Origin of the sequence: Mediterraneibacter sp. NSJ-151 (genome assembly GCF_022487435.1) — a bacterium.
GTDB classification, from domain to species: Bacteria; Bacillota; Clostridia; order Lachnospirales; family Lachnospiraceae; genus Schaedlerella; species Schaedlerella hominis.
The window spans coordinates 253,947-270,907 of the sequence record NZ_JAKVPP010000001.1 but is presented as its reverse complement, the minus strand read 5'-3'; the positions used below and the strand labels follow the sequence as shown (position 1 = coordinate 270,907).

At 35.8% G+C, this 16,961-nt stretch carries 10 protein-coding genes; 3 read left to right on the top strand and 7 right to left on the bottom strand.

Annotated features, from left to right (window positions below; translation table 11 throughout):
- Positions 1 to 20: 20 nt before the first annotated feature.
- The 5 genes from LQE94_RS01300 to LQE94_RS01280 form a co-directional block, all read right to left on the bottom strand.
- Positions 21 to 1,703: a phospho-sugar mutase gene (locus LQE94_RS01300; protein ID WP_240576824.1), complete on the bottom strand. Its 1,683-nt coding sequence runs from the start codon at positions 1,701 to 1,703 to the stop codon at positions 21 to 23.
- A 187-nt stretch (positions 1,704 to 1,890) separates the two neighbouring features.
- Positions 1,891 to 2,241, bottom strand: coding sequence for a hypothetical protein (locus LQE94_RS01295; protein ID WP_240576823.1), 351 nt, complete (start codon positions 2,239 to 2,241; stop codon positions 1,891 to 1,893).
- A gap of 373 nt (positions 2,242 to 2,614) precedes the next feature.
- Positions 2,615 to 5,332 (bottom strand): hypothetical protein, encoded by a 2,718-nt coding sequence (locus LQE94_RS01290; protein WP_240576822.1) that lies wholly within the window; start codon positions 5,330 to 5,332, stop codon positions 2,615 to 2,617.
- A gap of 88 nt (positions 5,333 to 5,420) precedes the next feature.
- Positions 5,421 to 8,195: a VanW family protein gene (locus LQE94_RS01285; RefSeq protein ID WP_240576821.1), complete on the bottom strand. Its 2,775-nt coding sequence runs from the start codon at positions 8,193 to 8,195 to the stop codon at positions 5,421 to 5,423.
- A 140-nt stretch (positions 8,196 to 8,335) separates the two neighbouring features.
- Positions 8,336 to 10,159: a GH25 family lysozyme gene (locus LQE94_RS01280; protein ID WP_240576820.1), complete on the bottom strand. Its 1,824-nt coding sequence runs from the start codon at positions 10,157 to 10,159 to the stop codon at positions 8,336 to 8,338.
- Between the two features lie 236 nt (positions 10,160 to 10,395).
- Between LQE94_RS01280 and LQE94_RS01275 the strand changes: the two genes are divergently transcribed.
- The 3 genes from LQE94_RS01275 (at position 10,396) to LQE94_RS01265 (ending at position 13,915) form a co-directional block, all read left to right on the top strand.
- Positions 10,396 to 11,259, top strand: coding sequence for a methionyl aminopeptidase (locus LQE94_RS01275; RefSeq protein WP_022075430.1), 864 nt, complete (start codon positions 10,396 to 10,398; stop codon positions 11,257 to 11,259).
- Positions 11,260 to 11,840: 581 nt separating this feature from the next.
- Positions 11,841 to 12,881, top strand: a complete 1,041-nt coding sequence (locus LQE94_RS01270; RefSeq protein ID WP_117989977.1) for an acyltransferase family protein — start codon at positions 11,841 to 11,843, stop codon at positions 12,879 to 12,881.
- A 14-nt stretch (positions 12,882 to 12,895) separates the two neighbouring features.
- Positions 12,896 to 13,915, top strand: coding sequence for an acyltransferase family protein (locus LQE94_RS01265; protein WP_118724067.1), 1,020 nt, complete (start codon positions 12,896 to 12,898; stop codon positions 13,913 to 13,915).
- A 44-nt stretch (positions 13,916 to 13,959) separates the two neighbouring features.
- Here the strand turns inward: LQE94_RS01265 and LQE94_RS01260 are convergent, their stop codons facing one another.
- Positions 13,960 to 15,678: a glycosyltransferase family 2 protein gene (locus tag LQE94_RS01260; RefSeq protein ID WP_240576819.1), complete on the bottom strand. Its 1,719-nt coding sequence runs from the start codon at positions 15,676 to 15,678 to the stop codon at positions 13,960 to 13,962.
- Positions 15,679 to 15,712: 34 nt separating this feature from the next.
- Positions 15,713 to 16,960 carry a glycosyltransferase domain-containing protein gene (locus tag LQE94_RS01255; protein WP_240576818.1) on the bottom strand — a complete coding sequence of 416 codons (1,248 nt, stop codon included), beginning with the start codon at positions 16,958 to 16,960 and terminating at the stop codon, positions 15,713 to 15,715.
- Position 16,961: the final 1 nt, after the last annotated feature.

Below are 16,961 nucleotides of genomic sequence, written 5' to 3'. Positions count from 1 at the left end.
TCTATCACTTTTTTAACTTTTTATTTCATGATTGGTTTTAAAGCCTCAGACAACTTATCTTTCTCTGCCTGTGCTTCCTCAAGATTTTTACCGAGTGTTGTGTAGTAAATCTTAATCTTAGGTTCTGTTCCTGAAGGACGAACAATAACTGTCTCATTATTTTCCAATTTGTAAATAAGAACATTTGCAGCCGGAAGCCCTGTCTCTTCTGGTTTCTTGTAGTCTGTAACATTCACAACCTTATATCCTGCAATCTCCTCAAGCGGTTTTTCTCTTAAGCCCTGCATGATTCCAGCCATCTGATCCATACCACTAAGTCCCGGGAACTCAAAACTATCAATCTGGTTCAGGTAACGGCCATATTCAGAATAAATTTCTTCCATTCTCTGTTTCAGAGAACTTCCAATACTTCTGTAATATGCTGCCATCTCACAAATCAGCATAGATCCGATGATTGCATCCTTATCACGAACATATGGACCAGCCAGATATCCATAACTCTCCTCAAATCCGAAGATAAAGCGTTCAACTTCTCCTGCTGCTTCAAGTCCTGCAATCTGATCTCCAATCCACTTAAATCCTGTCAAAACACTTCTAAGCTCAACACCATAATGCTCTGCAACAGCATCAGCAAGAGGTGTAGATACGATAGATTTTACCGCTACCGGATTCTTAGGCATTGTACCTTTTTCAATACGGCCTGCACAAATATAATCAAGAAGAAGAACTCCAACTTCATTACCAGTAACCAATTCATATGAACCATCCGGACACTTCATAGCAATGCCGACACGGTCTGCATCCGGATCAGTTGCAAGCATCAAATCTGCACCTGTCTCTTTCGCAAGATTCAGACCCTTCTCAAGAGCTTCGAAAATCTCTGGGTTCGGATAACTGCATGTTGTAAAATATCCATTTGGATATTCCTGCTCAGGAACGATTGTAACATCTGTAATTCCGATATCTTTTAAAATCTGTGTAACCGGAACTAATCCAGAACCATTAAGTGGACTATATACAAGCTTCAGTCCTGCTGTCTTGCAAAGCCCCGGACGAACCTGTCTCTCTTCGATTGCATCATACAGTGCTCTCTTGCAATCATCACCAACAAAACGAATCAGACCTTCTTCAACACCCTGTGCAAATGGCATATACTTCGCACCTGTTAATACATCTGTCTTCTGAATCTCATCGTATACGATAGCTGCAGCATCATCTGTCATCTGGCAACCATCCGGACCATATGCTTTATATCCGTTATATTTTGCCGGGTTATGAGAAGCTGTCACCATGACACCTGCATTACAGTTATAATAACGAGTTGCAAAAGAAAGTGCCGGAACAGGCATTAACGCATCATAAATGCGAACCTTGATTCCGTTTGCTGCCAATACACTTGCTGCATTCTTCGCAAACACATCACTTTTGATACGGCTGTCATAACTAATTGCAACCGTCTGAGTTCCACCCTGAGTTTTTACCCAATTAGCAAGTCCCTGTGTTGCCTGACGTACAACATAGATATTCATTCTGTTTGTACCTGCTCCAAGAACCCCGCGAAGTCCTGCAGTTCCAAACTTAAGAGCAACTGCAAAACGCTCCTTAATCTCGTCATCGTTTCCTTCAATTTTTGTCAGCTCAGGCTTCAGATCTGCGTCCTCCAGATCAGCCTCCATCCAACGTTTGTATTCATCCTGATACATTTTCTATCACTCCTGACTCTTCTTCATTTTTTATTTTTCCCTTATGTAAAAAACTAATTTAAATATACCATATCTGAGGTAATACAGCAATTGCGAAAGGAAAGTTTTTCAAAGAATATACAATATTATTACAATTTTCAAACTATATTATATTTTTTGAAAATTGTAATTTTTATGGTTGCTATCGTTACTTTAGGTCTTTTGTCCTTTCAAGTTCTTCTTGCAGATCTTTCATCTTCTGCTGCATTTCTTGTAATTCACTATCTTTTTGCTGTATCACTTCTTTCTGCTGCTTTATCTCATCCTGCATCTCATCAATCATCAGCCCCACAGTATTCCTATCCATCTCCAACAGCTCTTTCGAAAACATTTCCATGACCTCCTCGATGTTTCGACAGATATCATAGACTTGCTGATACATCTCCTTGAAATCCGGATATCGCTCGATGATATCAATAATGATTTCCGGGTCATCCGAGCCTAAAAATGCAAGCCATGCATCCAGTCGATTCTGTATTTTGATATCTTTATATTGCAAAGAATCCAAGAAGATGTCAAGCGGAACAAACCGATATTTCTTTCTTCGTCCGAATCATTGGGAAATACTGTTGTAACATGTTCTTCATAGGCATAGCTCTCCTTTGTGTAAAATATTTTATTGTTTCATATCGGATATTGTTTCAGAATGCGAAACCCGAGATGAGTGCCTTGCGGCTTTAGATAAATGTGGAGAAAAGGATTTCTCCTTAGATGTTTATTTAACATAGCATAGTTTGAAAATGCTGTAAAGAAGTAATTATGCTCAAAAAACGAATTGCAAATAAAAAAATAGAGAAATGCATCTATCCTTTAAGATAAAACACACTTCTCTATCTTCGATTACTTTCTCAATCTATAAATCTATAACTTCATTACCGTATACTTACATTATTAGACAAGCCTGTAATTGGACTAATTTGATTTCCACCATTCGGTGCAGAATGCCAGAATAAATCTTGGTTCGATGTATCACCCCAGAAAAATCCTATATGATGAGTATCACTAATCCCATATTTTCCACCTTCATTTTCATTCCAAATCCAAATTATATCTCCCTTTTCTAAGACTCCAGATCTTAACATTTCCGATTTCGTTTTGAAATCGTACATTGGAACCCAGGCAGCTTTTGATCTCTGCCATGTTATCCATCCACCTGCACAATCTGGATAACCCTGTTCATGAGGAACTGTATACCCTGGTGCTCCGGCACTTCGTAAAACATACCACACAAACGATGTACAATTCATTCCCGGTACTCCATTGTAAGAGATATCTCCATTTGGAGAACGCAAATCCAGAATATCCCCTGAATACCGTGTTCCCAAATAAAAATTATCATGCTCATGAGACTGGAGATTCGACACAACAACACTTGCCAGAATTCCTAAAGCATTTGAAATTCCTTTATTTTGTCTATATGCAGCCTGCATATATGCATTATTTCCCACCTTTAACTGACCATTTCCTTTTGGTACAATCTTTACCTGAATTGCCTGAAGTTTATAGCCAATGGAGGTCGTTCCTGCTATCTGACCATTCTTTGTCCAACCTAACCAGCCATAATTAGAAACATGTGTACGATAATAAATATCCGCATATTTTTCAAGTTCTCCCGTTAAACGAATCTGAACAGCTTCTGCCTGATTTATTCCATCGCCGGATACATCTCCATTTGTCTTCCAATCCTGCCAGCCAACTTTACTTAAATGCAAACGATATTCAACATTTCCTATATATCCACCAGCCATTAACGATGCTACATTCATAGAAAGCTGTCGAATAGCTGTATTTGTTCCTGTTGTTCCTGTTATTTCTCCATTTTGTTTTACAGCCTGCCAGTTTGAGCCATCTGCACTTGTTTGAAATGTCAATGTTCCAATTTGATCTGCTGATAAATAACTTCTTTCACTGCATGCCGGAGCACTTACATCTCCTTTTCCATACAGTTTAATTTCGATTGCTTCTACCCCTGCATTATATCCAACAGTTCCTGCAACCTCTCCATTTTTAGTCCAGTCCAGCCAACCAAATCTCGCACTATGCACTCTATAATAAATATCATATTGAGCTTCTAATTGTTCTGTTAAACGAATTTTAATTGCCTCTATTTTTTTGTTATGTCCTGTTGTCCCAGCAATCTGTCCATCTGAGACTTCTCCTTGCCAACCAATATCCTGTACATGTGCTTCATAAAAAATGGATCCGCTCAAATTACTCTCTTGTGTTCCCAATTCTGTAACTTTTATTTTTATCGCTTCAACACTAAGATTCCTTCCTGTTGTTCCAGCCGTTTGTCCATCATAAAAACTTTTATTTTGCCAGCCAATGTTTTGTACATGAGTTTGATAAAGAACTGCTCCCAAACTATCTGCTGACACATAACTTCGTCCTGTTTGAGCAGGTGCTTCTGAAGAATTTTTTTCATATAACCTTACTTCAATTGCCTGTGCCCCAAGATTATAACCCATTGTCCCGGCTTTTTCTCCGTTTTTCGCCCAGCCAAGCCAGCCATAATTTGCTGAATGCACTCGGTAATAAACATCATATGTTGCTGCCAACTGTTCCGTTAAATTAATCTTAACAGCTTCAATCTTTTTATTTTTTCCGGTTGTTCCAGCTTCCTGCCAATCTGAAACTGGTGATTGCCAACCAATATCCTGAACATGGGCTTCGCAGGTAATCGAACCTGTCAAACCAGCTCGTCCAGCTTCTGTAATCTTCATTTTTAGTGCTTCAAGATTTAAATTTCTTCCAACCGTTCCCGCAGTCGTTCCATCATAAACCTTGTTTTGCCAACCGATATTCTGTACATGACTTTGATACATAATTTTTCCAAGTGTTTCTTCTGACATAAAGCCACTTCCATCAACACTTGGTGCATTTCCACTATTTTTTTCACATATTCTAATTTCTACTGCCTGAACAGAATATGCATATCCTTGAGTTCCTGCTTTCTCATCGTTCTTCACCCAGCCAAGCCAGCCTACATTTGTTGAATGAACTCGGTAATAAATATCATATTTTTCTGCAAGTTCTCCAGTAAGTCGCACACGAATAGCTTCTATTGGCAACCCTCTTCCGATTGTTCCTGCTAACCCTGCTTCACTTACATAATCTTGCCAACCAATATTCTGCACATGAGCACAATATTCAATACTTCCTATTGCTTCTGCTTTATTTTCCAATTCAATCTTTAAAGCTTCCAGCGCACGATTCTGACCTACAGTCCCTGCTGTCTCTCCACTATGCTTTTCTTCTTGCCAAGCCATTCCATAAAGATATGCGCTATATTTTACACCCAATATTTCTTCTTGTTCTTTCGTTATTTCCTCTTCTGAAATTTCATTTTGTATTTCTTCTGTCTCTTCTTCAGTAACCATAGTATTTTGATCCAAAGAATCTGTTTCTTGCACTTCTTCCATTTCTGGGTTCTGCTGTATTTCCTGATCTAATTCATTACTTTCACTTTCTAAATCAACAGCATCTTCCAGCTTTAATTCTGAATTTTCTTCTGCATATACCAACAGTGGATTAGTAACCATCATTATAGTACATACTAATGCTATTCCTCTTCTTATAAACTTTTCCATAAAAATCTACATTCCTTCTTTACACTAATGTTTTCTACTAAAAAAGACATAGCCAGCTTTTCCAACCAGCCAGCCCTTTTTCTCTGCATTAATTATAATAATAAGAACTTGGCAAATTCTCTGTGCGGATCACTGAACCATTTTTATAGTATTTTCTCTGTGCCCATGCTGAATGTCCTGATGACCAAGATACCGGCTCAATAAAATCAAACCATCCTGGATCCTGACCATAAAATTCTACATATAATGTATTTCCTACTGTATATGTTTTGATTGTTACCGGAAATCCCAAATCATTGCGGAATTTCAAGTCTGAATCTCCATATGAAACCATTGCATCTAATCCTCTCGGTACATATGTCGAAGCAATTGTATGATTATTTCGCTCAATGATTGTCATTCCTGCCCGGATTGCACCTCCGTACAATGTTGTCGAAGCCTGGCAGATACCTCCACCATATCCAATGCCACCGACAACGCCACCTAGGCGATAACCTTGTGCCTGTCCGCAAGGTCCTGCAACACCAAAGAACGATAATGTCTGTCCTGGATTAACTACCACGCCGTTAAATGAGCTTAATGCTCTTGACATATTATAAAATCCGTTTGCATCATTTGTACTTACTGTTGAAAATCTTGCTAACATTCTTATATATTTGGTATCTTTATAATAATTTGAATTACTTCCCGGAGCAGCGGTACCCTTAGGTACGATTTTTATCTGAATTGCTTGTAATTTATAACTACATTTCGTTGTACCCGCTGCCTGACCATTTTTCGCCCAACCTAACCAGCCATAATTAGAAACATGTGTGCGATAATAAATATCCGCATATTTTTCAAGTTCTCCTGTTAAACGAATCTGAACAGCTTCTGCCTGATTTATTCCATCGCCGGACACTTCTCCACTTGTCTTCCAGTCTTGCCAGCCTACATTGCTTAAATGTAAACGATATTCGACATTTCCTGTATATCCTCCTGCCATTGAAGGTGCTATATTCATCGAAAGTTGTCTGATGGCTTTATTTACTCCTGTCGTTCCTGTTATCTCTCCATTTCCTTTTGCATCTTGCCAATCTAAACCTTCCACTTTTGTTTGAAATGTCAATTTTCCAATTTGATCTGCTGACAAATAACTTCTTCCACTGCATGCTGGAGCACTTACATCTCCTTTTCCATACAGTTTGATTTCGATTGCTTCTACACCTGCATTATATCCAACAGTTCCTGCAACCTCTCCATTTTTAGTCCAATCCAGCCAACCAAATCTTGCACTATGCACTCGATAATAAATGTCATATTGAGCTTCTAATTGTTCTGACAAACGGATTTTAATCGCTTCAATTTTTTTATTTTTTCCGGTGGTTCCAGCTGTCTGTCCATCTGCAACTTCTCCCTGCCAGCCGATATCTTGTACATGGGCCTCGTAAAGAATAGAACCTGTAAGATTACTTTGTTTTCCTAATTCTGTAACCTTTATTTGGATTGCTTCAATACTATAATTTTTTCCGGTGGTTCCAGCTGTTTGTCCATCATAAAAATTATTGCTTTGCCAACCAATATTTTGTACGTGCGTTTTATAAAGAACTGACCCTAAATTTTCTGTTGATACACAACTTTTTTCTGTCTGAGCAGGTGCTTCCGTAGAACCTTTTTCATATAACTTCACTTCTATTGCCTGTGCACCTAAATTAAGCCCTTTTGTTCCGGCCTCTTCTCCATTTTTTGCCCAGCCAAGCCAGCCATAATTTGCTGAATGAACTCGATAATAGACATCATATGTTGCTGCCAACTGTTCAGTTAAGTTGATTTTAACAGCCTCAATTTTTTTGTTTTTTCCGGTTGTTCCTGCAGTATTCCAATCTGCAACTGGCGATTGCCAACCAATATCCTGTATATGTGCCTCACATGTAATAGAACCTGTCAAACCTGCTCTTCCTGCTTCTGTAACTTTTAATTTTAATGCTTCAAGATTTAAATTTCTTCCTACTGTTCCTGCAGTTGTTCCATCGTAAACTTTGTTTTGCCAGCCAATGTTCTGTACATGGGTCTGGTACATAATTTTTCCAACTGTTTCTTCTGACATAAAACCTTTTCCGTCAGTAATTGGTACCTCTGCACTATTCTTTTTACAAATTTTAATCTCTACTGCCTGGACAGAATATGCATACCCCACTGTTCCGGCTTTTTCATCATTTTTCACCCAACTAAGCCAGCCTACATTCGTTGCATGAACTCGATAATAAATATCGTACTGTTCTGCCAACTCACCTGTAAGTTTCATTCGGATTGCTTCGATTTGTAATCCAGTTTTCGTTGTTCCTGCTAGTTCATTTTCTTCCACATAATTCTGCCAACCAATATTCGATACATGGGCACAGTATTGAACTGTCCCTGCTATACCTGTATTATTTTCCAGCTGAACTTTGAGCGCTTTCATAGCACGGTCCTGTCCGACAGTTCCAGCTGTCTCCCCATTACTTTTTTCTTCCTGCCAATTTGTTCCTTGAAGATATGCACTATATTTAATATTTAATACATCTGCCGCTTCCTCAGTCAGCATAACAGACTCATCTGTGTTTTCTGTTTCATTCTCAATGCTACTATTCAAATCAGATTCTGTTGTTTCCGCCTCGGACCTCTGCATTACATCCTGTTCTCCCTCATTCTGAGCAGTTCCACTCTCACCCTGATTGTTATTACTCTCGTCCTGATTAATATCTTCTTGAGTGGTTTCTTGTACTTGTTGTACATCATCAGTCTGTACAATATCTTCTGCAAATACCGATATTGGCGTCGTTGTTATCATAGCCAAGCATAAAACAATCACGCCCAATAACTTCATAAACTTTTTCTCTCTCATATATGCCCCTTTCGTTTATTAAGTATTTTCTTTCTTTTATTTTATTTGATTTAGATTTAAAACACAAGATTTTCCTATATTTAAAAAAAGAGTTATTGCTGATATCAAGAAATCACCTCAACTCAACAATAACTCTTTTTCTAATTATTCTTTAAAAATGCTTTTTCCGTACTTCCCGGTGCTGAATCACCTTTTTTTACCAGACAAATTTCAATTGCTTCTGCTTTCTTTGCATAACCTTGTGTTCCGGCATCTTCCCCGTTCTTTGCCCAACCAAGCCATCCAAAATCACTTGAATGTACTCGATAGTAGATATCATATTGTTCTTCCGCTTTTCCTGTAAGTCGGATAGATACCGCTTCTATTGGTTTCGCCTGCCCCGTTGTTCCTGCCTGCTGCCCATTTGATACATAATCCTGCCAGCCTATATCTCGTACATGGGCGCGATATTCTATTCCGCCATTTCTAGCATTAGATAATTGCAACTTTAATGCTTCTATCCCTTTATTCTGGCCTGTTGTTCCTGCCAATGCCCCATTTGTTACGATATTCTGCCAGCCTATATCTGACACGTGCGCCTGATACTGAACTTCTGTCTCTTTCATCTTAAAAGCATTTGAAGTCTCTCCTGGAGCTTCTCCACCTTTTTGAACCAATTGAACCTGTATTGCTTCTACTTTCTTTGCATAGCCTTGTGTTCCGGCATCTTCCCCGTTCTTCGCCCATCCAAGCCATCCAAAATCGCTTGAATGTACTCGATAATAGATATCATATTGTTCTGAGACTTCGCCTGTAAGTCGGATAGATACCGCCTCTATTGGTTTTGCCTGACCTGTTGTTCCTGCCTGCTGCCCATTTGATACATAATCCTGCCAACCAATATCTCGTACATGCGCTCTATATTCTATTCCACCATCCACATCGTTTAACTGCATTTTCAAGGCTTCTATTCCTTTATTTTGGCCTGTTGTTCCTGCTATTTCTCCGTTCTGGACAAAAGTTTGCCACCCAATATCTGATACGTGAGCTTCATACGAAACCCCACTTTGCAGTTCTTTAACTCCATGATCCGCTGGTGTTCCAATAAGATAGTTCATATCAACGAGTCCATCTATTCCATCAACTAATTCTTTTGATGAATATTGCCACATTGCATATGTACCTGTGTAATCACACTGTATATTATACTGAGCGACCCAACGATGCCATTGTTCAAATCTTGTATCTGTCAAATATTTATTCCACCAATTTAAATTTGCATATACACCAACTGCATATCCTGCATTTTGAATTGTACTGCAAAATGTCTGAGCAATTGCGCCGAAGTCGCTTTCTAACGTACTATTATCCTCCATATCAAAATAAACCGGGTAACTCAACTTGTGCCCGCTTATTAATCTTAATACATGCTGTGCTTCACTTGTAGCCATATCTGTACTTTGAGCATATGAATAAATATACACTCCATATGGAATTCCTAAACGTTCACATTCACTTACATTTCTCAGCCACTGTTTATCATCTTGATTATCATAATTATCCCCATAACCACATCGAATAATAGCATAATCTATTCCTGCGGCTTTAACCTTTTCCCAGTCAATATTACGGTTATGCTCACTTACATCAATACCTTTTTTTGTTGCATTTGGAGCATATACATCACTAATTACAGAAACTTCATCTTCAGCACTCCTAATCAATTCTCCGTCTTGATAACGCCAACTGTTTTCTTTCAAATCTCCCTGTTCCTGAGATTCTTCTGCTACAGACTCTGTATCTATATCCACCTCTTCATTCAATGTCTGTTCCCCATTCTCTTGTTGAAGATCTGATTCTGCACTATTCTCTTCACTCTGAAAAATATCTTGATTTTCTTCCTGTGCATATACACTGTATGTCGGATAATTTATTCCTGTGATCATAATTGACAATGCAACAATAACACCTATTTTTTTCTTCATTTATTTTCCTTTCTTTTATATTTTCATAAACAATTAAGTTTCCTTATTTCTTGAACTTTATCAGTATACTTCCTCTTTTTTTTCATGTCAAATTTTTCTCTGTTTTTGTTCGTCATTTCTAACTTTGCTTTTTTCTATCATATATGTTAAACTGTAGAAATATAAATAGTAGATATTTAACTATATACATATGACAACATGAATATTTTAAATTTTTCAGAAAAGAGGATTGTAAAATGGAAAGAAATGACCCTTGCTGGTGTGGAAGTGGGAAAAAATATAAAAAATGCCACATGCCAATCGAAGAAAAGATGCAGCTTCATGCTGATCGCGGAGAGATTGTCCCAAGCCGCAAATTACTAAAAACCCCATTTCAAATTGAAAAAATCAAAGCAAGTGCTGAACTCAATACAAAAGTTCTTGATGCTGTTGCTGAACAGATTCATGCCGGAATGAGTACAGAAGATATTGACAAAATCGTATATGATGTAACAACAAAAAATGGTGGGATTCCAGCCCCATTAAATTATGAAGGATTTCCAAAGAGTGTATGTACTTCTATTAACAACGAAATTTGCCATGGTATCCCTGATAAAAACATCATTTTGCAGGAAGGTGACATCATCAATGTTGACGTATCCACCATTCTCAATGGATATTTTTCTGATGCGTCTCGAATGTTCAAAATCGGACAGGTATCCGAACGTGCTGAACGTCTCGTAAAAGTCACAGAAGAATGCCTTGAACTTGGTCTTGCTGCTGCAAAACCATGGGGACATCTTGGAGATATTGCTGATGCAATCAATACGCATGCTCAGGAAAATGGATATTCTGTTGTAGAAGAAATCGGCGGACATGGAATCGGACTCGAATTCCACGAAGATCCATTTGTCAGCTTTGTTACTCCAAAAGGATCTGAGATGCTATTGGTTCCGGGTATGATGTTCACGATTGAACCTATGATTAATGAAGGTAGCCCTGACTTCTTCGTTGATGAAGATAACGGCTGGACTGTTTATACCATTGATGACGGACTTTCTGCCCAGATTGAATATATGGTGCTTGTAACTGAAAATGGTGTTGAGGTATTAACAAAATAAACTATTTAAATTATAGGAGTGTCGCTTTAACGTTGAACTACGAATATCACGTTGAACGCGGCTTCCTTTTTATAACTCCTTTTTGTCGTTCTACATCTAACGTTGCATTAATCAAACTATTTTCATTACATATTCACATCTGATTTGTTATTTACAGTAAAATTTACATTTTAAACTATTTGCTCTCGTAACTAACTATAAAGAAAGCATCTCTGTCTCTTTTAGCTAACTTGATTTCTACAAAGATAACTGAAGAAAAAATGACATATCAGACACTTATTGATGTGACAAGCTCTATCGTGTATTTATTCTCTTCCGCCTTTTCCACTGCTGGAAGCATTATACGAAACTCTTGGATTTGAGCCAAATGAAATTTTTGTAGATAACACGAATAATAATCTTACCTCACTGGCATCGTTTGTAAGTTGGTAATACGGATGATTACCTACTTACGATTCAAATCTAGCACAAGCCTAAGAGATGGACTTCGCAAATTTGCTGAATGGTATAAAGACTTTTATCTAAACTAATTCGCTGGTTATAATTACCTGAAACTCTTATATAATTATGGAGGATTTATTATGTCACAAGTTGCAAAACGAGATTTACGCATTGATTTGCTACGCATATTTTCTATGCTTTTTATTATCATGCACCATTGTATTATCAATGATTTCGGATTACAAACCATGCTAAAAGAAAATACTTTAACCCGTTTTGGTAACCTTTTAATTATTATGAATTCTATTGTTATTGTCGGAGTCAACTTATTCTTTTTGATGTCCGGCTATTGTAAAATTCATTTAAAACCTCAAACAGTATTATTGCTCATAATAAAAGTGTACCTGATTTCCACCTTGATACAGCTAACTGGTCTTCTGTCAGGCCATATTCCTTTTGATTCTGATTGGATAAAAAACACTCTTAATCCATTCGATTATTACTGGTTTCTTGGAGCATACATTTTATTAATGTTTACTTCTCCACTTTTAAACTTGATAATTGATAATATCTCATTATCTATGTTTAAATCTTATGTTATTGGTTTTTTCTTAATTATCTGTATTTATGGATTTACAATTGATGGAAGCCTCCATCTTTCCTACGGCTACTCTTACCTTATGGCAGTTGCCCTATATATTTTAGGTAACGGTATTAGAAAATTTCAAAATGAGTGGCGATTGCTTTTATACAACAGAAAATTTTACATTCTTACTTGGTTTACTGTTATACTCTTAAACAGCCTGCTTATAAAGTTACTTTACAAATCCGGCAATGGTTTAAGAGCATGGACTTTTTATGCATATAATAATCCATGCGTAGCAATAGCCTCTATTACTTTATTACTATTTGCTATACGTTCCAATAATAATATAAAAACAAACTGGTTTTTACGCAATCTTCCTCAGAGTACAATTATTACATATTTAATTCACTCTACTTGTTGGTTAACAATTTTCAGGCAATCTTTCATCATGTGGCAAATAAACCATTATGGAATACTTTTTACTCTTTGTATGCTTCCGCTCTTTGCTTTCTGTATTTATTTACTTGCTACTTTTATAAATATTATATATGAAAAAATACTCGGGAATTTTTTTAGAAGAATATTAAGAAATTAAATGGAGACAAAATTATGAGCAAACAATATGACAGCATTGATTTAATGAAATTTATTTTTTGCCTTTGTATTATCGGAATACATACCAATATTTCCAGCATCTTTCCAAAAGCGTTACAATTACTAATCGGAAGAGGTTTTTTCCGATTAGCTGTACCATTTTTCTTTGTATGTTCCGGATTTTGGATTGGAAAAAAATATTTGAAGCAACCAGCTGAGCTAGATATCATTATCCAAAAATATATCTTTCGTTTGCTCATTCCTCTTATTATATTCGAAAATATAAATAATTTATTGGAAATCATCAAACAACTTTTAAGACAAACCCCCAAACTTACTATTTGTCATGATATACTTAAACATATATTATTTTATCCTTATGGAGCGCTCTGGTATGTACAGGCAAGCATTATTGCAATTATTATTATCTATCCATTTCTTAAAAAAGGACGAATTCAAATTATACTGATAATTAGTATTTTCTTATATGCCTTCGCCCTATTATGTAATAATTATTACTTTTTAATCGAAAATTCCTACTTGCAGATAATTGTTGACTCTTACATGCAATTATTCATTTCTGCACGAAATGGAATTTTTGTTGGAACCTGTTTCTTAATACTTGGAATTTATGTCGGAGTTCATATCGAATCCCCGAAACTTTATCAATATACAAAACCTTTGCTTTTTATTTCAACCATACTTTATTTTTTCGAATTACTACTAGTAAATCAACATGTTCCGCTAGATGATGGGGCATTATTTATATCGCATTTATTTATCGCCCCACTCCTCTTAATAATACTTACAAAGAGTTCATTACATTTAAAGCACGCAAAATACTTAAGAAATTTAAGTACCGGAATGTATTTTTTACATCGGATTTTAATTGCTGTAATTGATATATTATCTTTTGTAACCAGAAAGATATTACCTGTTACTGCTTTATTTTTTATAGTAATTCTTATGTCGATTTTAATCTGTACTTACTCTTACACTTTGAAAAATCGATTTTTTAATCAACTTCTTCGTTAATACATAAGTTTTACCTTCTAATTGACGAATTTAAACTCAACAAGTTAACTACTGTAACCATATTGATTTTCATAAACATTTTTCCATCGCTGCATCATAATTGTTATATTCTTTGCTTCGATACGTTCTTTATCATAGGAAGCATTATACCGCATCACAACTGTCGGAACGTACAAAACTCGATACTGTTTTTCTTTCACTCGCAGGCAAAAATCTATAGCAGCAAATTCGTCTCCCAATTTATCATCGAATCCATCAATTTGTTCTAACAAACTTTTTCTTAACATCATACATTCCATACTAACGGCACTCAGTTCCTGTTGCAGTGCCTCTCTATGCATATAGCCCTTACACATATTTGGCAATCCTTCAAATAATCTGTATGAGAATTTTTCTCCTCCAATTCCAATACCTGCATGTCGAATTGTATGATTTCTATAATAACTTCTTGCACCAACGACACCAATTTTTTTACGTTGGCAATTTGCAAGTAACTGTTCCAAGTCCTTTTTTCCTTGAAACTCAATATATTGCGAAAGCAAAAGAATATATTCTCCTTTTATTTGCTTCTTGATAATATTAATAGTCGCAGGAAATGAATCTTTTTGACCTTTAACAACCTGTATTCCTTGTCCTTCCAAGAATTGATAATATTTTTCTACCTTACTGCTCTGATTTCCCATATCCACCACTATTATCTGCAAATTTTCATAATCCATTTCTTTTAACGAATTAATACATTTCTTTAGATAATTGATTTCCCCATCACTTTTAATCACGGTAGTAACCAAATCCTTATTATCCTTAGATTCATAAATAATTTTATAAAAGCCCAAATCGTCTAATTTTTCTATACGACCGACTTCCCCACATCTTTTTAGATGTGCCTGTAATGCCCGTTCACCCGCATCATACGCATATAATTTACTAGCCGGATTATCTGCTGTTGATTGTCTATGCATACGCCAGTGGTATAAAATCTTTGATATATGAGCAATATTCTCTGCTTGTTCCGTACATCTTAGTATTAAATCATAATCTTGGGCCCCATTATATTCCTCTCGAAATGGTTCTGATTCTTTTATCAAAGTTCTCTTAAATACAAAAAGGTGACATATATAATTATTAGCTCTTAATAAATCTAAATTGAACTCTGGTTTAAAATTAGGCTGAAAGTGTTCATTTGAATTTTCTGATATTTTGTCCTCATCTGTATAAATCACTTCCGATTTATTCTTCTCATTCATGGTCCTAACAACTTCATATAAGGCGTTCGTTGCTAACATATCATCATGGTCCAACAGGGCAATATATTGTCCTGTTGAAATTTCATAAGCCTTGTTTGTATTTTGAGCAATACCTAAATTTTCCGGAACATCTACCACCTTAATTCTTGAATCTTTCTTTTTATATTCATCTAAAATGATTTGAACTTCTAAATTTTCCGGATTCGCATTCGCAATACAAAGTTCCCATTTATCATATGTCTGTTCACATACCGATTCTATCATCTGCTGTAAATATTTCTGTGGAGTATTATATACTGGAACCAAAATACTAATAACAGGTTCATATACAAATCGTTGCTGTTTTTGTATCTTTATTTCCTCTTGTGTAACCTTATTCTGTTCGAACCAAGTTGAATACCATTGTTCATTCACTTGATATTTATCAAAATTACGATGAATCATATTTTTAATTCCATAAAATTTTGTATAGACCATCGTCTTTTTAACTTTTTTATATAATTCTCTATATTTCATAATACCCCTTTGTATACATTCCATTTTGACCTTCCTAATTGAGTTTTACACATTTCATAATTAGTTTCTTCAAAATTTTAGATTTTATATCTTGTTGACCACATAGTTTTTTTGCTCGTCTAATTAGTGAATTTTCTTGTTCTTTATGCAAGTATATTATCTGTCCTTCCAATTCAGTACAGCGTTTATTCAACCCATCAATCATATTATCTCGAATTATTTTATCATAATAGTACTTACTTATAATTCCTTCTGATACTTCTTGTATCTCTATCTCGTCAAACCGACTCATATCAAATGTCACTTCGAACTCTTGATTTTTATGAAACGCTCCTTCTAGATAAAGAACCATTTCATCATAGTCAAACACTGTATACCCTTCATTTGTAATTCCTGGAAATGTTGACACTGACTTTACCGGTATCGATGTTTTTAACGAAGTAATTACTTTTCCAAAATGTTGTCCTATATTAATTGATATTTTTGAACAATCTTTCGGAGATAAAATTCGCACTTTACATCTGTTTCCATCCATTTCCATATTCTTATCTTCATATACGTCTCTACGAACATCTTGATAATTTCCAAAAAATATTCTTACACTTTCTTTCTCTGTCTTCTGTTTATGTGCATACCAGAAAAACCACGGATTATCAAATACGTTTAAATCAATCCAACAAATCTTTAATCCTGTTTTCCATATACTGTACGGAAATGATAACTGGTCTCTTTTCACATATTTACAAAGTAAATCATACCAAAGATGCATCGTATCTTTTACATCTTGTTGATTTTCTCTTCGTATCAAAACCGTACATTCCGCTAATCCATAATCCTCCGGAAATTGCTCTTTTTTTATAAAGTCCAAATATTGAATAATCTCTTCCCTATTTGCTTTTCTATGAATAACGCATGCCGTTGCTTCTTGATAAACACAATTACGTAATCTATGACGAAAACATGCCATTGAGTAATTTTCCAAATCACAAAATGTCGTAAGTAGTTTACGTATATCTTTCTTTACCTGGAGAGCTCCATCTACCCATATACTTATATCGTATTTTTCCAAAAGCGGATGACCCAATATTTTAATTTTTCTTGATAATAACATATCACCTATATTCTCTTCATCTTGAATATAGACAAACTGCCAGCGATCTGACTTTAACGTATGGTTATTTGTAAAACATATATAATCAATATCTTCATCTTTTTCCACATCATGAAGATTGTCATAATCTCCAGTTATACAAGTGTATATACATATTTTTTCGGTTTTCATC